Source organism: Amycolatopsis mongoliensis (assembly GCF_030285665.1).
In the GTDB taxonomy this organism is placed as follows: Bacteria; Actinomycetota; Actinomycetes; order Mycobacteriales; family Pseudonocardiaceae; genus Amycolatopsis; species Amycolatopsis mongoliensis.
The window spans coordinates 6,595,694-6,613,281 of sequence record NZ_CP127295.1; the positions used below are offsets into that span (position 1 = coordinate 6,595,694).

General features: G+C 72.3%; 17 protein-coding genes. 10 read left to right on the plus strand and 7 right to left on the minus strand.

The features are described 5' to 3' along the window. Positions 1 to 37: 37 nt before the first annotated feature. Entirely contained in the window at positions 38 to 1,567 is a 1,530-nt protein-coding gene (locus QRX60_RS31605; protein ID WP_285995082.1) for an alpha/beta hydrolase, read from the minus strand. A gap of 358 nt (positions 1,568 to 1,925) precedes the next feature. Here QRX60_RS31605 and QRX60_RS31610 point away from each other — a divergent pair, with 358 nt between their 5' ends. The 3 genes from QRX60_RS31610 to QRX60_RS31620 all read left to right on the plus strand — a co-directional run bounded on the left by QRX60_RS31610 (position 1,926) and on the right by QRX60_RS31620 (position 5,017). Then, on the plus strand, positions 1,926 to 3,515 hold the full coding sequence (locus tag QRX60_RS31610) for a phospholipid carrier-dependent glycosyltransferase (protein WP_285995083.1): 1,590 nt from the start codon (positions 1,926 to 1,928) through the stop codon (positions 3,513 to 3,515). Between the two features lie 126 nt (positions 3,516 to 3,641). Further along, positions 3,642 to 4,262 (plus strand): TetR/AcrR family transcriptional regulator, encoded by a 621-nt coding sequence (locus QRX60_RS31615; RefSeq protein WP_285995084.1) that lies wholly within the window; start codon positions 3,642 to 3,644, stop codon positions 4,260 to 4,262. 26 nt (positions 4,263 to 4,288) lie between these two features. Beyond that, the gene (locus tag QRX60_RS31620) at positions 4,289 to 5,017 is read left to right on the plus strand and encodes an SDR family NAD(P)-dependent oxidoreductase (protein WP_285995085.1); all 729 of its coding nucleotides are present in this window, start codon (positions 4,289 to 4,291) and stop codon (positions 5,015 to 5,017) included. 23 nt (positions 5,018 to 5,040) lie between these two features. On the opposite strand, the gene QRX60_RS31625 is transcribed toward QRX60_RS31620, so the two are convergent. Next, positions 5,041 to 6,258 carry an IS110 family RNA-guided transposase gene (locus QRX60_RS31625; protein ID WP_286003676.1) on the minus strand — a complete coding sequence of 406 codons (1,218 nt, stop codon included), beginning with the start codon at positions 6,256 to 6,258 and terminating at the stop codon, positions 5,041 to 5,043. A gap of 256 nt (positions 6,259 to 6,514) precedes the next feature. Between QRX60_RS31625 and QRX60_RS31630 the strand changes: the two genes are divergently transcribed. Continuing rightward, on the plus strand, positions 6,515 to 7,402 hold the full coding sequence (locus QRX60_RS31630) for an ABC transporter substrate-binding protein (protein ID WP_285995086.1): 888 nt from the start codon (positions 6,515 to 6,517) through the stop codon (positions 7,400 to 7,402). A gap of 12 nt (positions 7,403 to 7,414) precedes the next feature. Here QRX60_RS31630 and QRX60_RS31635 read toward each other — a convergent pair whose 3' ends face one another. From QRX60_RS31635 to QRX60_RS31645, 3 genes are all read right to left on the minus strand, one after another. Next, complete coding sequence (locus QRX60_RS31635; protein ID WP_285995087.1) at positions 7,415 to 8,749, minus strand: NtaA/DmoA family FMN-dependent monooxygenase; 1,335 nt, start codon at positions 8,747 to 8,749, stop codon at positions 7,415 to 7,417. An 11-nt stretch (positions 8,750 to 8,760) separates the two neighbouring features. Then, positions 8,761 to 9,966, minus strand: a complete 1,206-nt coding sequence (locus QRX60_RS31640; RefSeq protein ID WP_285995088.1) for an LLM class flavin-dependent oxidoreductase — start codon at positions 9,964 to 9,966, stop codon at positions 8,761 to 8,763. Between the two features lie 214 nt (positions 9,967 to 10,180). Further along, complete coding sequence (locus tag QRX60_RS31645) at positions 10,181 to 10,732, minus strand: TetR/AcrR family transcriptional regulator (RefSeq protein ID WP_285995089.1); 552 nt, start codon at positions 10,730 to 10,732, stop codon at positions 10,181 to 10,183. Between the two features lie 103 nt (positions 10,733 to 10,835). On the opposite strand from QRX60_RS31645, the gene QRX60_RS31650 reads away from it, so the two are divergent. Then, a complete protein-coding gene (locus QRX60_RS31650) occupies positions 10,836 to 11,711 on the plus strand; it encodes an alcohol dehydrogenase catalytic domain-containing protein (RefSeq protein ID WP_285995090.1) in 876 nt (291 codons plus the stop codon). Positions 11,712 to 11,734: 23 nt separating this feature from the next. Here the strand turns inward: QRX60_RS31650 and QRX60_RS31655 are convergent, their stop codons facing one another. After that, the gene (locus tag QRX60_RS31655; protein ID WP_285995091.1) at positions 11,735 to 12,172 is read right to left on the minus strand and encodes a bleomycin resistance protein; all 438 of its coding nucleotides are present in this window, start codon (positions 12,170 to 12,172) and stop codon (positions 11,735 to 11,737) included. 4 nt (positions 12,173 to 12,176) lie between these two features. Continuing rightward, positions 12,177 to 12,335 carry a hypothetical protein gene (locus tag QRX60_RS31660; protein WP_285995092.1) on the minus strand — a complete coding sequence of 53 codons (159 nt, stop codon included), beginning with the start codon at positions 12,333 to 12,335 and terminating at the stop codon, positions 12,177 to 12,179. 198 nt (positions 12,336 to 12,533) lie between these two features. Between QRX60_RS31660 and QRX60_RS31665 the strand changes: the two genes are divergently transcribed. The 5 genes from QRX60_RS31665 (at position 12,534) to QRX60_RS31685 (ending at position 17,588) form a co-directional block, all read left to right on the plus strand. Continuing rightward, complete coding sequence (locus tag QRX60_RS31665; RefSeq protein ID WP_285995093.1) at positions 12,534 to 13,373, plus strand: SAM-dependent methyltransferase; 840 nt, start codon at positions 12,534 to 12,536, stop codon at positions 13,371 to 13,373. Between the two features lie 263 nt (positions 13,374 to 13,636). Beyond that, positions 13,637 to 14,461 (plus strand): endo alpha-1,4 polygalactosaminidase, encoded by an 825-nt coding sequence (locus QRX60_RS31670; RefSeq protein ID WP_285995094.1) that lies wholly within the window; start codon positions 13,637 to 13,639, stop codon positions 14,459 to 14,461. Next, entirely contained in the window at positions 14,461 to 15,726 is a 1,266-nt protein-coding gene (locus QRX60_RS31675; RefSeq protein WP_285995095.1) for an ABC transporter substrate-binding protein, read from the plus strand. The genes QRX60_RS31670 and QRX60_RS31675 overlap by 1 nt, the downstream gene beginning before the upstream one ends. A gap of 9 nt (positions 15,727 to 15,735) precedes the next feature. Next, positions 15,736 to 16,713, plus strand: coding sequence for a carbohydrate ABC transporter permease (locus QRX60_RS31680; RefSeq protein WP_285995096.1), 978 nt, complete (start codon positions 15,736 to 15,738; stop codon positions 16,711 to 16,713). Further along, entirely contained in the window at positions 16,710 to 17,588 is an 879-nt protein-coding gene (locus QRX60_RS31685) for a carbohydrate ABC transporter permease (RefSeq protein WP_285995097.1), read from the plus strand. The genes QRX60_RS31680 and QRX60_RS31685 overlap by 4 nt, the downstream gene beginning before the upstream one ends.

The window sequence follows — 17,588 nt, forward strand, 5'->3', positions numbered from 1 at the left end:
CATCAGGGTGCCCGTCACGACTTCCGGGCCGGGGCGGTCACTGCCGCGTGACGTCGGTGCAGTCGAGATCCCGGTCCGGCAGCCGCCCGCTGTCGAGGAAGGCCACGGTCGCGTTGTCGGCGCAGGCCGAGCCTTCGTGGTAGACGTAGTGCCCGCCGTTGTCCACCCCGACGAAGGCGGCGCGGTTCCCCAGTTCGCGGCGCAGTCCCAGGCCGGACTCCCAGGGAGTGGCGTGGTCGCGGCGGTTCTGCAGGATCAGCGTGTTCCGCGCGCCTTCGCCGGTCACGGTGACCGGCTTCTCGACCGGCTGCGGCCAGAACGCGCACGGCCAGATGTTCGCCGGCATGCCCGCGGTCAGGGGCCACGCCTTCCGGTCGGCGGCGGTGCGCCGGGCGTAGTCGCCGACGTCGTGGGACCACTCGGCGTCACCGCAGGTGAGGGCCAGGAACAGGGTCGCCTGGTTGTCCGCGGGCACGCCCGGGGCGGCCGCGGTGTCGGCGAACACCTGCTGCAGCACCTTGCCGTCGGCCTCGGTGAGGTGACCGCCGGCCAGATCGGCCGCGGCCTTCCAGACCTGCGCGAGCACCGGCAGGGTGTCGTTGTGGATCAGCAGCGCGTAGGTGACAGCGCGCAGCATCGCCCCGCTCAACGATTGCGGCGTGCCCGGCACCGGTGCCGGCTGGTGGTCGAGCCGGTCGGCGAGCGCGAGGTAGGTCCGGGTGACGTCGGCGGGGGTGGCGCCGAGCCCGAGGACGCCGTTCTGCCCGGCGGCGACGGCGGCCGCGTCGGGGAACCGGTCGGCCATGCCCTTGCCCCAGCTCTCCGCCTCTCCGGCCCACACGTGGGCGGGATCGACGTTGCCTTCCAGGATCATCCGGTCGGTCCGGTCCGGGAACAGCGTGCTGTAGACGGTCCCGAGGTAGGTGCCGTAGGACTGGCCCCAGTAGGAGATCTTCGCTTCGCCGAGTGCTTGGCGGACGCGGTCGAGGTCGCGGGCGGTGTTGGCGGTGGTGAAGTACCGCAGGTTCTCCCCGGTCTTGGCGGCACACTTCCCGGCCGTGGCGCGGGCGGCCCGGACGTTCGCGTCGATCGAGCCGTCGGCGGCGGGGTAGGGGAAGAGACCGGCGACACCGGGGTTTTCGAGGCCGCAGCTCTGCGGGGTGCTGGTCCCGACACCGCGCGGGTCGAAGCCGATCAGGTCGTAGCCGTCCAGGACGGACTTCGGCAGCGACGGCGCCATCGCACCGGGTGTGTCGAGACCCGGCAGCGCCGGGCCGCCCGGGTTCAGCACCAGGACGCCGTGGCGCTTCGTGGCGTCGGCGGCGGCCAGCCGGGAGACGGTGACCTCGATCGACGTGCCGCCGGAGTGGCCGTAGTCGAGCGGGACCCGCACCTTCGCGCAGGTGAGCCGGGGATCCCGGGTCGTTCCCGGCGCCGGTGCCGGGCACGGTCCCCACGCGAGGGCCGCGGGCGGCGGCGCGCTCGATGCGGGGTCTTCGTCGTCCGCGCTGTCGCAGGCGGCCACGCCGAGCACGGTCAGTGCGGTGACCGCCAATGCCGTGGCCACCCGGTGGCCCCGTGCCCCGGACCTGCGTACCTTGGTCATGTGTTCGCCCTCCGATCGCAACGCCGGCGGGCCGGTTCGGTCCGTCGGCCGTGTTGGCGGCGCCGAAGCTATCGGGAACGAGGCGGTGCGGAAGTCACCCCGGAGTGAGCAGCTCCGGTAGCTCGCTCGGGGGACAAAAGCCGGTGCGGAGCGGTATCGGTGACCCGCACTGTCCGATGTGGACTGATCAGGAAGGGCCCGGGGTGTCGTCCCTCACGAGCCGGCCTCCGGGCGAGGCGATCCCGGAAGACCTGCCGGCGGCAGGCGGGCTTCCCCCGGGCGGTCCGGGTGGCCGGGGCGGTATCGGCGGTGGGCGTTCGTGCTCGTCGTGGTCGCGCTCCTGGCCGAGCTGGCCGTCGCGATGATCACGACGGCCGTGGAACAGAGTCCGACGATCGACGAGCCCGTCTACGTGGGAACGGCGGTCGTCTACCTGGAGCAGCACAGCCTGCGGTACAACCCGGAGCACCCCCCGCTGGGCAAGCTGATCATCGCGACCGGACTGGCCTTCGCCGATGTCCACCTCGACCCGGCCTTCGCCGGCGACCAGTCGCAGCTCGGCCGGCACGTGCTGTACGAGTCGGGCCACGACCCGGCCCGGCTGCTGCTCCTGGCGCGGCTGCCGGTGATCGTGCTGACGCTGCTGTTCGGCCTGGTCGTCTTCCTGTTCGCGCGTGAGCTGACCGGCCCGGCCGGCGGGCTGGTGGCGCTCGCCCTGTACGCGTTCTCCCCGGACGTCATCGCGAACGGAGCACTGGCCACGCTCGACGTGCCGGTGGCCGGCTTCGTGCTGACGTCGGTCTGGCTGCTGTGGCGGGCCCGGCGCCGTCCCGTCCTCCACCTCCCGCTGTCGGGACTCGCCCTCGGGGCGGCGCTCGCCACGAAGATGAGCGCGCTGGCCGCGGTTCCGGTGGTGCTGCTGCTCGTCGTGCTGTCCGTCCGGCAGGCCCGCCGCACGGGCGACCCCGGCGCGAGCCGGACGTCCTGGCTCCTCAGGCCCCTCCCGGCGCTCGCGGCGGTGGCGCTGACCGCTGTCGCCGTGGTGTGGATCTCCTACCTCGCCGTGGATCCGCGGCTGCGCTGGGATCCGCCCTCGGGCCTGCCCGCCGTGCACGGCCTGCGCGCGCTCGTGGACTGGCTGCCGTTCCCCGCGCCGTACCGGGACGGGGTTCGCGTCCAGTTCGGCTTCGAAGACCAGGTGTGGGGCGGCTTCCTGTTCGGCAGGCACTACTTCGGTTCGCTGTGGTACTACCTGCCGGCCGCGCTGCTGGTGAAGACGCCGCTGGGCACGCTGGCACTCGGGCTGGCCGGTGCCGTCGTGACGGTGGCGGTTCCCCGGCTGCGCCGGTCTGCGCCGTACGTCGTCCTTCCCGCGGCCGTGCTGCTGGCCGCGGCCATGACCAGCCACCGCGACCTCGGCGTCCGGTACGCGGTCTTCGTGCCGATGTTCCTGGCGGTCGCGGCGGCCGGCGTGGTCGCCCCGCGCCGACGGTGGGCGTACGTCGCGGCAGCGGCTCTGGCCGGCTTCGCCGCGATCAGTTCACTGTGGACGTTCCCGTACTACCTGCCGTACTCCAACGAGGCGTTCGGCGGGCCGGTCGAGACCCACCTGCGCCTCCACGACTCGAACGTCGACTGGGGCCAGGACCTGGGCCGGCTGGCCGAGCGCCTGCGGCAGCGGTACCCGGGCGAGCGGATCTGGCTCGTCTACAAGGGAAGCGGCGTGCCGTCCGCCTACGGCATCGACGCCGGCGACCCGCTCACCGTGCCGCCCGAGCGGGTCCGCGGCCTGCTCGTGGTGTCGGATTCCGCCGCCGTCAGGGCGGACGGCCGGCTCCGGGCGCTGATCGACGGCAGCACGCCGATCGACGAGGTCGGCCACGCCATCTCGATCAACCGCCGCCCGTAGCCCGGACCCCGGAGCGGTCGAGCACGCCGACGGCGCCGCGGGGCCGGGACATCAGCCGAGTGGGGGTCCCCACACGAGTGACGTCGCGCCTTGACAGCGCCAGGGTGCCCGGCCAGCATAGAAACTATGGAAACGGAAAAAGTTTCCCAGGGTTCCGAGCAGGGTCGCGCCGAGCTGATCCTCGACGCGGCCGGGCGGCTGTTCCTCACGCCCGGCCCGGGGCGGGTCAACCTGGACGAGCTGGCTCGTGACCTGGGGATGGCCAAGAAGACGATCTACCGGCACTTCCCCGACAAGCACAGCCTGATGACCGCCGTGCTCGACCGGCAGTTCGGGGCGATCGAGCGCACCTTGGCCGCGGCGGCCGAGGAAACCCGCGACCGGCCGTTCGGCGAGCAGGTACGGCAGTTCCTGATCGCGGCGGGCGGTGAGCTCGGCCGGATCGGCGCGGCCCAGCTCGCGACCGGGCGCGGGGACGCGGTCCTGCGCCGGCACGTGGAACAGCGCATCGACGCGGTCGTCTACCAGCGCCTCGACGCCCTCTTCCGCGACGGGCACCGGCGCGGACTGCTCTCCGCGCCTCCCGAACTGCTCGGCGAGATCACCCGCGGCGCGGTGGAGCGGCTGCTGAACTCGGCACTGCCGCGCGAACTCGGCTGCACCGCGGCCGATCTGCTCCGCGCGACCGTCGACACCATCCTCCACGGGGCGCTGCGCCCCGGCGGCGAAAGCGAGGTCACGTCATGACCAGGGCACCCGGCAGGGTCGCAGTGGTGACCGGATCCAGCAGCGGGATCGGCGCGGCCACCGCGCGGCTGCTGGCCGAACGCGGCATGCGGGTGGTGGTCAACTACCTGCACAGCGCCGAGGCGGCCGGGGAGGTCGTCGCCGGGATCGAGGCCGCGGGCGGCCAGGCCATCGCCGTCCGGGCCGACGTGCGCGACGCGGCGGCGGTCGACGCCCTGCTCGGCCGCGTCCGGGAAACCTGGGGCGGCGGCGTCGACGTGCTGGTGCACAACGCGCTCACCCCGTACGCGATCAAACCGTTCCAGGACATGACCTGGGACGAACTGGGCGGCAAGCTCGACGACGAGCTCCGCGCGGCGTTCGTGGTCACGAAGGCCGTGCTGCCCGCCATGACCGACCAGGGGTGGGGCCGGCTGATCTACCTCGGCACCGGCCTGAGCCGGCAGCCGCGGGCGGGCATGATCGCGCTGGGCACGGCCAAGGCCGCGCTCGCCCAGTTCGCCCGCTACCTCGCCCAGGAACTGGGACCGCGGGGCATCACCGTCAACGTCGTCGAACCCGGGCCGGTGGCCGAGACCAAGATCTCGCAGGTGCTCGACGACGAGCAGAAGCGGCGGCAGGTGGCCGCCACCCCGCTGGGCCGGCTGGCCGTTCCGGCCGACGTGGCGAACGTGGTCGCGTTCTACGCCGGTGAGGACAACGCCTTCATGACCGGCACCACCGCCGCGGTCAACGGCGGCATGGCGATGTACTGAGAGACATCCCAGGAGCGTAGATGTCAAGCAGCGATGTTCTCGGGGTGATGCGACCAGGCGGTTGTCTCGTCGTAGAGGGTGCCGGTTTTGAGGCAGCCATGCAGGATCCCGACGAGGCGGTTGGCGAGCTGGCGCAGAGCGGCGTTGTGGCCGGCGCCGCGGGCTCGGTGCCGGTCGTAGCAGGCGCGTGCGCCGGGCGAGCGTCTGAGCGCGCTGAACGCCTGGGTCAGCAGGGCGTCGATGAGCCGGTCGTTGTGCACGAACCGGGCCAGCGCGACCTTCTTCTTGCCCGAGGCTCGGGTGATCGGAGAAGTCCCGGCGTAGTTCTTGCGGGCCTTGGCGGTGGCATAGCGGTCGGGGTCGTCGCCGAACTCTGCGAGCACCCGGGCGCCGAGGATCGGCCCCAGACCAGGCTGGGACGCGATGATCTCAGCGGCCGGGTGCTGCCCAAAATAGGCCTCGACCTGCCCCTGCAAGGTCTTGACCTGAGCGTCCAAGACGGTCAGGACCGCGATCAGCGCCTGGACCGAGGCGGCGTGGGCAGCGGCCACGACATCCGGCTGGGTGAGGTGCTCGGCGCGCAGCGCGGCCTGGATCTCCGCCGCTTTCCCGGCGATGCTCTTGCGGCGCGCCCGCTTCAACGCGCCGCTGATCTGCGCGATCGTCAGCCGGGCGGCCTGAGCCGGGGTGGGGGCTTTGGCCAGCAGTTCCAGAGTGTCGGCGGCGTCGAGGTCGGTGAACGCGACCAGCGCGGCGGGAAAGTAGTCCCGCAGCGCGTGCCGCAACCGCTGGGTGTGGCGAGTCCGTTCCCAGATCAGGGTTTTATGGGTACGGGTCACGACCTTGACGGCCTCGGCCCGCGCGGAGTCCCCGGCGACCGGCCGCAACTCGTGGCCGTGGGTGCGCACCATGTCAGCCAGCACGTGCGCGTCGCCGGCGTCGCTTTTAGCGCCCGAGACTCCCAGCCGGTCGCGGAACCTGGCCGCCTGCAACGGGTTGACCGCCAGCACCGTGTAACCGGCAGCGACCAGCGCCGCGACCCAGGGTCCTCGGTCGGTCTCGATACCGACCAGCACCTCGACCTCATCGGCGTCGTCTCCGGCCAGCTCACCGATCATCGTGTGCAACCGAGTCATCCCCGTCACGCCTTCGGGCAGCCGGGCCTTGACCAGTCTGCGGCCGGAGCCGTCCATCACCTCCACATCGTGATGGTCTTCAGCCCAGTCGTCTCCTACGAACAGCCGCAACGATCCTCCCGATCTCGATCACCCTTGAGCAGCCGGCGGGAGAACCATCAGCGACCTAATCAAACAGTGCTCCCGCCGGTAACACGCGGGGCACGACATCCCAGTAGCGATCAACTCTCCCAGCCAACCAGCAGGGGCACGGTCTCTCATCAGGACTCACGCGTCCAGGACTGTCGAGTGCTCACCTGCCGGCCGGCTACCGACCAGGAGTCTGCCGGATGGCTCACTCCCAGAACTGATTAGGACGGTCATGCACACCATCGATCTGGCCTACGTCGGCCGGGGCCTGCACGAGGAACTCGTCGCCCACATCGCCGACCAGGAGGACTTCTACGCCGAGGAGGACGTGCACGTCGCGCTGCGCGACGGCTGCGACTGGGACATCGAGCGGCTGCGCCGCGGCGCGACCATCGGGCTCGGCCGCGCGCTGCTGTCCCGGCTGACCGACGGCATCCCCTGGGTCGGGCTGACCGTCAACACCGACCGTCCGCTGTTCTGGTTCCTCGCCCGGTCCGGTGCGTCCCTGGCCGACCTGGCCGGCAAGCGGCTGGCGGTGCACGCCCCGCACACCGCGCCCGGCTGCTTCGCCCGCATCGTGCTGCGCCGGGCCGGGCTCGACCCCGACCGCGACGTCCGGTGCGTCGTGCGGCCGCCCGGCGACTACGGCATGGACCTGCGCGGGCTGCGCGACGGCACGATCGACGCCGCCTACGTCGGCAGCACCATGGCCCCGGAGGCGGTCGCCGCGGAGAACGGCTGGCAGGTACTGGCCTGGGTCGGCGACCACTTCCGGATCCCCACCGTGGGCGTGGCGGTCGACCCGACGCACGTGTCGCCGGACGACCCGGCGGTCCAGGCCGTCGTCCGCGCCCACCGCCGCGCCCTGCGGGTGATCCACGAGGATCCGGACACCACCGTGCGGCACATCCGGACGTTCCTGGGCGGCCACACCGCGGACGAGGCCCGCGCCCACTACGACGCTTTCATCGCACCGTATTTCACCACCGACGGCCGGCCCGACCTCGCCACCGGCGCGGCTGCCATCACCGCGGTCGCCGGCGAACTCGGCGTGCCGGAAACCGTGGCCGCGGCGGAGTTCTACCGTCCCGCGGTGGCCGCCACGGCGGACCGGGCGTGACGAGGAAGGCCTTCAGGCGTCCAGCCCGAGGTGCTCGCGCAGCGTCTCGCCGGTGTACTCGGCCCGGAACGAGCCGCGTTCCTGCAGCAGCGGCACGACCGTGTCGGCGAACTCGTCGAGCCCGCCGGGGGTGACGTGCGGGACGAGGATGAACCCGTCGCTCGCGTCGGCCTGGACCAGGTCGTCGATCGCGGCGGCCACGGTCGCGGGCGAGCCGATGAACGTCTGGCGGCCGGTGACCTCGACGATCAGCTCCCGGGTGGAGAGGTTCTTCGCCTCCGCGAGCTGCCGCCACTCGCGGGCCGTCGCCAGCGGGTCGCGGTACATCCGGACGCTGGCGCGGCCCGGGGCGATCGTCGACCCGTCGACCACCGGGTCGGTCGAGGGCAGTGGCCCGTCCGGGTCGTGCCCGGCGAGGTCGGTGTTCCAGACCTGTTCGAGGAACTTGATCGCGGTCTGCCCGCTGACCTGCTGCAGCCGCACGACGTGCGCGCGCTCGTGGGCGTCGGCGTCGGTGTCGCCGAGTACGAACGTCGCCGCGGGCAGGATCACCAGCTGCTCCGGCGTGCGGCCGTACTTCGCCAGCCGTCCCTTGACGTCGGAGTAGAACGCCTGCCCGGCTTCGAGGGTGCCGTAGCGGCTGAAGATCGCGTCCGCGGTCGCCGCGGCGAACTCCCGCCCCTCCTCGGAGTCGCCGGCCTGGATGATCACCGGCCGGCCCTGGGGGCTGCGCGGCACCGGGAACCGGCCCTCGATGGCGAAGTGCGCGTCGTGGTGGGCGAAGGCGCCCGCGGCCGGATCGCGCAGGAACACCCCGGTTCCGGCGTCGGCGGCGATCTCGTCGCCGCGCCAGGAGTCGAACAGCTCCCAGGCGGTGCGCAGGAACGTCTCGGCGCGCTCGTAGCGCTGGTCCTGGGGGAGGAACCCGCCGCGGCGGAAGTTCTCCCCGGTGAAGGCGTCCCACGACGTGACGACGTTCCAGGCGGCGCGGCCCGCGGAGAGGTGGTCGAGGGACGCGAACTGGCGGGCCACCTCGAACGGCTCGTTGAACGTCGAGTTGATCGTGCCGGCCAGGCCGAGCCGCTCGGTGACCGCGGCCAGCGCGGACAGCACGGTGAAGGTGTCGGGCCGGCCGACGACGTCGAGGTCGTAGATCTGCCCGCCCTGCTCGCGCAACCGCAGGCCCTCGGCCAGGAAGAAGAAGTCGAACTTCGCGCGCTCGGCGGTCTGCGCGAGCTTGACGAACGAGCTGAACTCGATGTGGCTGCCGGCCTCGGGGTCGCTCCACACGGTCGTGTTGTTGACACCGGGGAAGTGCGCCGCGAGGTGGATCTGCTTGCGGGACATCTCAGGCCTCCTCAGACGGCGGCGTAGCGGTTGGCGGGCCGGGCGAGACCGAGCAGCCCGCGCAGGGTGCTCGCCTCGTACTCGGAGCGGAAGGCCCCGCGGGCCCGGAGTTCGGGCACCAGGCCCCGGGTGACGGCGGTCAGGTCGTGGGGCACCGCGCCCGGCCGCAGCCGGAAACCGGAGAGCCCGCCGGTCTGCCAGTCGAGCAGCAGGTCGGCGAGACCCGCGGGCGTGCCGGTGAAGACGTGCGCGTCGGAGGTGTACTCCGCGCCGGACAGCTCGTCGAGCCGGGCCTTGCGGTCGGCGGCGGCTTGCGCGGTCTCGCCGAGGAAGACGACGAGATCGCCGAAGACGTGCAGCGGCTCGCCGCCGCGGCCGGCCCGTTCCTGCTCGGCGCGGACCTCGGTGACGATCGTCGCGGCCTGTTCGCGGTCGGACGGTGTCACGTAGACGACGTCGGCGGAGCGGGCGGCGAGCCGGTAGGGGACGGCGGCGTGGGCGAGCGCCGTGACGAGGGGCTGGCCCTGCGGCGGCCGCGGCGTGATCGACGGGCCCTTGACCGAGAACCACCGGCCGGTGAAGTCGATGTAGTGCAGCTTCTCGCGGTCGACGAACCGGCCGGTCGCGACGTCGCGGATCTCGGCGTCGTCCTCCCAGCTGTCCCACAGCCGGCGCAGCACCTCGACGTAGTCCGCGGCCTCGTCGAAGAGGTCGTTCAGCTGACTGGGCCGGTCCGGCTCGGCCGAGTCCTCGAGGCGGAATTCGCCGAGCTCGCGGCGGCCGAAGTGCCGGTTTTCGGCGGCGCGCCCGGCGACCTGCACGCGGACGCCGGCGCGGCCGGTGCTGACGTAGTCGAGCGTGGCGATGGCCTTCGACAGGTGGAACGGCTCGGTGTGGGTGACCACCGCGGTCGGCACGAGCCCGATGTGCGAGGTCAGCGGCGCGACGCGGGCCGCGATCAGCACCGCGTCGAGCCGTCCCTGGACGATGTCGGTCCGCTCGCCCGGCCGGTCGAGGGCGCTCACGGTCTGCAGGGCCAGCGAGTCTTCGAAGGTGACGAAGTCCAGCTTGGCGGCCTCGGCCTCCCGGACCAGGCCGGTCCAGTAGCCGGCGGTGAGCAGCTCACCCGGCCGTGCCCCGGGTTCGCGCCACGCGGCCGGGTGCCACCCGGCCCCGTCCAGCGCGACGGCGATCCGTGGTCCGTTTCCTGACGCCATCCCGTGTCCCTTCGCTCGGCTCGCTACCGGCAGTGTGCGCCGGATTCCGGACGCCGGGCGGAAACGGCCAACTGCTGGGACGGTGCCGTCGGCCGGAATATTCGCGGGGGCCGCTCATCCGCGTCCGGGCCGGCGGGTGCCGGGACGCTCCGGTGCGGCCCGCCGACCGTCCACATCGGACTCCCGTGGCACGTGGCCGCCTGGCCGGTGTCCGTCAGCCGGGACTCCGGGCCGGCGTCGTCATCCCGTGCATCGCCGTGGACAGCAGGCGCGGCAGCAGGTCCTCGGTGCCGCCCGGCTGTTGCGCTGCCCAGGCCACACCGAGAACGAGCGAGATCACCTCGAAGATCGTGAGGTCACCGCGGACGGCACCGGCCCGCTGGGCGCGCGTGAGCAGGGTTTCGCCCGCCGCGCGCATCGTCATGCAGGACGCGTGCAGCGCGGAGCCCTCGTCCGCCAGCGCCGCCATGATCGACTGGGGGAGGCCCAGGTAGGTGCGGGCGCCGGCGGCCACCTCGGTCAGCCAGGTCAGCAGGGCCTCCTGCGGCGGTGCGCCGAGCAGCTCCTCCGCCCGTTCGCGCAGCTCGGCGAACCTGCGGTCCAGCACCGCCTCGAGCAGCGCCTCCCGGGTGGGGAAGTGCCGGTACAGCGTGCCGATCCCGACGCCCGCGCGCCGGGCGACGTCCCGCAGCGATGCCAGGGTGCCTTCGGCCGCGAAGGCTTCCCGCGCCGCGGTCAGGAGCAGTTCGCGGTTGCTTTCCGGCACGGCCTCTCCTGCGGGTTGACGGGCGGAGCGGTGCTCCGTAGCGTGTGAGCAGCGGCGGAGCAGTGCTCCGCAGGACTCACGATACCCGACGGAAGGACGTCGCGTGCGCGCGATCATGCTCACCGGCCCGGGCCGGCCGGAGGTCGTCGACCTGCCCGATCCGCGCCCGGCCGAAGGCCAGGTCCGGATCCGGACGGCCGGCTCCGCGGTCAACGCGGCCGACCTGCACATCCTCGACAGCGGGACGGTGGGGATCGGGCTCGGTCTCGACGTCGCGGGGGTGGTCGACGAGGTCGGGCCCGGGGTGTCGGGCCTGGTGGCCGGCACTCCGGTCGCCGCCCTGCACCTGCCCCACGCGCCGCACGCGACGACGGGGGCGGCGGCCGAGTACCTCGTCGTCCCCGCGTCGGACGTCGCGCCGGTACCCGCAGGAGTGGACCTGCTCGACGCGGCCACCGTGCCGCTCAACTCGCTGACCGCGGCGCAGCTGCTGGCGCTGCTCGGCGCCCCCGCCGGACGGCTGCTCGTCACCGGGGCGGCCGGCGGCGTCGGCGGCTACGCGGTCGCGCTCGCCGCGCGGGCCGGGTGGGCCGTCACCGCGCTGGCCCGGGCGACCGACACCGGGTTCCTGACCCGGGCGGGCGTCGAGCGGGTCGTCACGAACCTGCCCGGGCACCCGGACTTCGACGCGGTCCTCGACGCCGCGCTCCTCGGCGAGGCGGCCCTGAAACCGGTGCGGGACAACGGAAGCTACCTCGGCGTCTTCCCCGGCCGGGAACCGGCGGCCGAACGCGGCATCCGGATCGCCGCCGGCGTGGTCGCCCCCGACGGAGTGGCGCTCGCGCAGCTGCTCGCCCTGACCGCGGACGGCACGCTGGAGCCGCGTCGCGCCGCCACGGTGAACTTCGAGAAGGCCGCGTCGGCTTACGAAGCATTCCGCGGCGGGGGCCAACGCGGTCGCTGGGTGCTCACCCCGTAGGCCCTGCAGCATAGAGCGGGCCCCTATCGAAGAATCGGTCGGCGGCCGAGGGATGCTTGGAAGCGGACGAGGTACCCGTCGGGGTCGGTGACGAGGAACTGGCGGACTCCGGCTTCGCCGAGTTCTCCGATGCGGTACCACTTCGTCTCGGGTGGCATGAACAGCGGGTGGCCGGCGTCGCTCAATGCCGCGAGAATCGGGTCGAGGCTCGGGACACTGATCTGGAAGTTGATTCCGCGTCCGAGTGGTGGCTCCAGCGGCGCGGTGAGCCAGTTCCGGCCGATGCCGCGTTGCTCGAGCATGATGTGCGCGGAGTCCAGCGAGACGTGGGCGAAGCCCTCTTCGGGCCGCTGGTAGTCGATATCGAACCCGCAGATCCCGCACCAGAACTCGATGCTGTTCAGAATGTCGCTGACCAGTAGCTCGGGGACGAGTGCGGGGCCGGACGCGGGAGAGCTCATCCCTTCATCGTGACAGGCTGTCGACCCGGTGCAGCCGAAGGGTGATCGCTCGGAGGGCGACACACCCCGCAACGGCGAGGACGAAGTGCGGCACGGCGAGCAGCCACCACCAGGGAACGGCGACCAGGGCGAGCGCGACGACGCCGAGCGACAGCGCACCCACCGCATCGGCTCCGAGCGAGGGACGAAGCTGTCCGCGTCGTTCGCCGGGGAGGCCGAAGCGGCCGCAACGCCGGTCACCTTCGCCGAGGGGGTTCGCCCTTCGTTGCGCGGCACGCCGATCGTGTCGGGTCGCCTTCACGCAGCCGAGCGATTCGACTACCCTGGGTGCGATCTTCGACAGCGGAGCAGGGAGAGGGTTGTGCCAGCTGAGGCGGGAGCCGCCGGGGTGAACGCGCCGGTGGGGGTGGATCCGGGCCGGGCCAGCATCGCGCGGATGTACGACTACGTGCTCGGCGGGAAGGACCACTACCAGGTCGACCGGGACGAGCTCGAGCGGCTGAAAAGGGTGATGCCCGAGGTCGCGGACCTCGCCCTGGAGAACCGCCGGTACCTGATCCGGGTCTGCCGGTTCCTCGCCGAACGAGCGGGGATCGACCAGTACCTCGACTGCGGCTCGGGCCTGCCGACCACGGAGAACGTCCACCAGGTGGTGCAGCGCGCCGAAGGGCTCGCCAAGGTCGTCTACGTCGACAACGACCCCGTCGTGGTCGCGCACGGCCGGGCGCTCCTGGAGGAGAACGACCGGACCCGGTTCATCGCCGGCGACATCTTCGAACCCAAGTCGATCCTCGACCACGACACGGTCCGGCAGCACCTCGACTGGTCGCGGCCGATCGCGCTGATGTTCGTCGCCACGCTGCACCACCACAAGGGCGACCGGAACCGTCCGGCCGAGATCATGCGCGAGTACGTCGACGCGCTGCCCTCAGGGTCCTACGTCGCCCTCTCGCACCTGTTCGACCCGGGTGAAGGCGGAGACCACGAAACGATGGCGGCCTTCCAGGAGGCCATCGCCAAGGGGTCGCTCGGCGGCGCGACCGCGCGGACCGAGAGCGAGATCCGCGACCTGCTGCCCGGCCTGGAGCTGGTGGACCCGGGGATCGTGCTGCTGGCGAACTGGTGGTCGGACGGCCCGAACCTCCAGCCGCTCAACACCGCCCAGCGCCTGATCGCCGGAGCCGTGGCCCGCAAGCCCTGAACGCGCTCCCGGCTGAGCAGGACCGGCCCGGCGCTCGCCGGCCGGGGCTCCGCCGTGCCGTGAAGCACCATGCGCGCAATATTGTGCAATAAGGGCGAACTTCCTGCACTATCGAGCACTTGACATGTCCGGTGCTGCTCGCTTTACTGCTGAGCACGTCGGAACGGACGCCCGACGTCAGAGGTACGCCCAGCCGGTATGTCGGCCTCCGCCGCGAGCCCGGACTGAGTCGCCAGGACGTGCTCGTGGTCCGAGGCGGGGTCGTGCCCACCATCATCCGGAGCTCGATGATGCCCTCTTCCCGCGTTCAGTTCCTCGCCTGCGCCGCCCTGGCGGTCGCGGTCCTCGGTGGTACCGCGTGTTCGGCCTCGGCGGCCCCCGCCGCCGTCACCCCGCCGCCGGTCAAAGCCGGCTTCGACTACCAGATCGGTGGCGCGTACACCCCGGCGAGCGACGTCAAGGTGGTCAGCCGCGACCACACCGCCCAGCCCGCCGCCGGGCTCTACAACATCTGCTACGTCAACGCTTTCCAGGCCCAGCCCGGCGCCGAGGGGGAGTGGGACGACCTGCTCCTCCGCGACGGCAGTGGCAAGGTGGTCGTCGACGAGGACTGGGGCGAGGCCCTGCTCGACCTCCGCACCGCGGACAAGCGGACCCGCGTCGCGGCCAAGGTGAACGCCTGGGTCGACGACTGCGCCGCCAAGGGGTACCAGGCGATCGAGCCCGACAACTACGACAGTTTCACCCGCTCCGAAGGACTTCTGACCGACGCCGACGCCCAGGCCTACATCCGCCTGCTGTCCGCGCACGCCCACCAGAAGGGCCTGGCGATCGCCCAGAAGAACACCTCCGAGCTGTCCGGGCAGCGCCAGGCGAACGGGCTCGACTTCGCCATCGCCGAAGAGTGCGGCCAGCAGAAGAACTGCGACGAGTTCACGCCCGCGTTCGGCGACCACGTGATCGTCATCGAGTACACCGACGGCGGGCTCAAGACCGCCTGCAGCCGGTGGGGCTCGCTGAGCATCGTGCGCCGCGACCACGACGTCCTCCCGAAGGGCGAAGCAGGCTACGTCCGCAAGACCTGCTGATGGACCGCCGCGGATTCCTGCGCGGCGCCGGCGGGCTGGCTCTCGGCGCGGCCGTGGCCGGCTGCGGTCCGGCCCGGAGCAGCGGCGGCCCCGTCACCGTCGAGGTCTGGCACGGCCAGACCGACACCGGCAAGAAGGTCCTCGACGCGCTCGTCGCGGACTTCCACCGGACCCACCCCGGGATCCGGATCGACCTGGGCGGCGGTGTCCTCGCCGACGCGATGCTCCAGAAGATCACCGCGGCGCTCGCGTCGGGGTCGTTCCCGGACATCGCCTACGTCTTCGGCTCGGACCTGGCCAGCGTGGCACGCAGCCCGAGCGTCGTCGACGTCACCGATCTCGTCGACGCGGGCCCCGGCTTCTGGGCGCCCGCCCGGGCGGCGGTCACCGTCAACGGCCGCGTCCGCGCGGTCCCGGCGCTGCTCGATTCCCTGGCCGTGGTGTGCAACAAGGACTTGTTCGCCAAGGCCGGGATCCCGCTGCCCGCCGCGGGCTGGACCTGGGCCGACTTCGTCGGCACGGCCCGGAAACTCACCGACGTGGCCGACGGCACCTTCGGCACCGCCTGGCCCGCCACCGGCGACGAGGACACGGTGTGGCGGCTGTGGCCGATGGTGTGGGACCTCGGCGGCGACGTCATCGGCGCGGACGGCCGCGGCATCGGGTTCGCGGACCAAGGCGTGCGCGCGCTCGAGGTCGTCCGCGACCTCGCCGCGGCGAAGGCCGTCTACCTCGACCCGAAGACCGGCAGCGAGCAGATGTACCAGGCGTTCGAAGCGGGCCGCATCGGCATGGTCCCGACCGGCCCGTGGCAGCTGCCCGACATCACCGACGCCGGCATCGACTACGCGGTCGTGCCGCTGCCCAGTTTCAGCGGCCGCCCGGTGACCATCTCCGGCCCGGACACCTGGACCCTGTTCGACAACGGCGACGAGCGCGTCCAGGCGGCGCGCACCTTCCTGTCCTGGCTGGCGGACCCGGCCCAGGACGTCCGCTGGGACGACGGCGCGGGCAGCCTCCCGCTGAGCCGCCGGACGCAGCAACTGCCCGCGTGGCAGGAGAAAACCGCCGAGACGCCGGGCCTGCCGGTGTTCGTCGACGCGCTGGAGAACGCCCGCGTCCGGCCGGTGCACCCGGCCTACCCCCAGGTGTCGGCGGCCGTCGGCACCGCGATCGTCGCCGTGCTGCTCGGCCAGGCGACACCGGCCGACGCGCTGCGCGACTGCGCCGCGGCCGCGAACGCCGCCCTGATCATTCCGCGATAGGGAGCCGCCATGCCCGGACTGCCGAGGCCCATCACCGTGCCAAGCCGAGGCTCCGCCTCGGGCCGGGGGCTCCGCCACCCGGAACCCCCGAAAACCCCGGTCGCCCCGGTCCAACGCCGCCGGCGCCGCGAAACCGCGGCCGCGTGGGCCTACGTCTCGCCCGCCGTGCTCATCATCCTCGGCCTCGGCGTGGTGCCGGTGGCCTGGTCGCTGCTGCTGTCGTTCCAGGTCGACGACCTCGTGACCCCCAGTCGCTGGACCGGGCTCGACAACTACGCCGCCCTCGCCCAGGACCCGCACTTCGCCCAGGCGGTCGGGAACACCGTGCTGTACACGCTGCTCTACGTCCCGCTCAGCATCCTGTTCGGGTTCCTGCTGGCGCAGGCGCTGAACCGCCGCATCCGCCTGGTCGGCCTCTACCGGACGCTCGTGTTCGTCCCGTTCGTGCTCTCGGCGACGGCCCAGGGCGTGCTGTTCTCCTTCATCCTCGACCCGCAGTTCGGCGCGGCCAACTCGCTGCTGCACCACCTCGGCGTGTCCCCGCAGGGCTTCCTGACCGACCCGGCGCAGGCACTGCTGGTGCTGGTCGGGATCACGCTGTGGAGCGGCACCGGCTTCTGCGTCGTGGTGTACCTGGCCGCGCTGCAGGACGTCCCGCCGTCCCTGGTCGAGGCCGCGCGGCTGGACGGCGCCGGGACGTGGCGCGTGCTCCGGCACGTGACGCTGCCCGCGATCACCCCCGTGACGGCGTTCCTGGTGCTGTGGCAGCTCATCACGTCCCTGCAGGTGTTCGACCTGGTCTACGTGACGACCAAGGGCGGCCCGCTCGGCTCCACCACCGTCATCGTCTACTTCGTCTGGGAGCAGGCGTTCAAGAACTTCACCGCCGGCTACGGCGCGGCGTCGGCCTACGTGCTCGCGCTCGCCCTGCTCGTCGTCGTGCTAGTCCTCCGCGTGCTGCGCCGGCCCGGGAAGGCCCTCCGATGACGACACGGCCCGCCCGGCTCGAAGTACCCGCGACCCGCGCGCTGCCCGCGCTGCGCCGGCCCCGGCTGCCCTTCAGCCCGTGGCACCTGCTGCTCGTGCCGCTGGCGCTGGTGTTCGCGGCGCCGCTGGGGTGGCTGCTGCTCAGCTCCGTGATGAGCAACGCCGAGATCAACCGGTTCCCGCCGGCGCTCTGGCCGTCCCATGTGGACCTCGCGGGATTCCGCTACGTCCTCGACAACGCGCTCTTCCTGCGCTGGTTCACGAACTCGCTGATCGTCTCGGCGGTGACGGTGGGGTCGAACCTGCTCTTCGGCGCGCTGGGCGGGTACGCGTTCGCGCGGATGCGGTTCGCCGGCTCACGGGCGCTGCTCGGGCTGATGGTCGCGACGATGGCGATCCCGTTCCAGCTCACCATGATCCCGACGTTCCTGGTGATGAAGAAGCTCGGCCTGATCGACAGCCTGGGCGCGCTCATCGTGCCGTCGCTGGTGACGCCGTTCGCGGTGTTCCTGCTGCGCCAGTTCTTCCTCTCCCTGCCCCGGGAGCTCGAAGAGGCGGCGTGGATCGACGGCTGCTCGCGGCTGCGCGTGCTGTTCACCATCGTGCTGCCGCTGTCGCGGCCCGCGCTCAGCACGGTGGCCGTGCTGACGTTCCTCAGCACCTGGAACGACCTGACCTGGCCGCTGATCGCGGTCAACCACGACACGACCTACACGCTGCAGCTGGGCCTCACCACGTTCCAGGGCCAGCACCACACGAACTGGGCCGCGGTGATGGCGGGCAACGTCATCACCGTGCTGCCCGTGCTGCTGGCCTTCCTCGGCGCGCAGAAGACGTTCGTCCGGTCCATCACCACCAGCGGGCTCAAGGGCTGA

Bases quoted from the DNA above. Each gene is read 5' to 3' on its own strand.
- QRX60_RS31615 (WP_285995084.1), top strand. From the start codon at position 3,642: ATGGAAACGGAAAAAGTTTCCCAGGGTTCCGAGCAGGGTCGCGCCGAG.
- QRX60_RS31630 (WP_285995086.1), top strand. From the start codon at position 6,515: ATGCACACCATCGATCTGGCCTACGTCGGCCGGGGCCTGCACGAGGAA.
- QRX60_RS31635 (WP_285995087.1), bottom strand. From the start codon at position 8,749: ATGTCCCGCAAGCAGATCCACCTCGCGGCGCACTTCCCCGGTGTCAAC.
- QRX60_RS31640 (WP_285995088.1), bottom strand. From the start codon at position 9,966: ATGGCGTCAGGAAACGGACCACGGATCGCCGTCGCGCTGGACGGGGCC.
- QRX60_RS31655 (WP_285995091.1), bottom strand. From the start codon at position 12,172: ATGAGCTCTCCCGCGTCCGGCCCCGCACTCGTCCCCGAGCTACTGGTC.
- QRX60_RS31675 (WP_285995095.1), top strand. From the start codon at position 14,461: ATGGACCGCCGCGGATTCCTGCGCGGCGCCGGCGGGCTGGCTCTCGGC.
- QRX60_RS31680 (WP_285995096.1), top strand. From the start codon at position 15,736: ATGCCCGGACTGCCGAGGCCCATCACCGTGCCAAGCCGAGGCTCCGCC.
- QRX60_RS31685 (WP_285995097.1), top strand. From the start codon at position 16,710: ATGACGACACGGCCCGCCCGGCTCGAAGTACCCGCGACCCGCGCGCTG.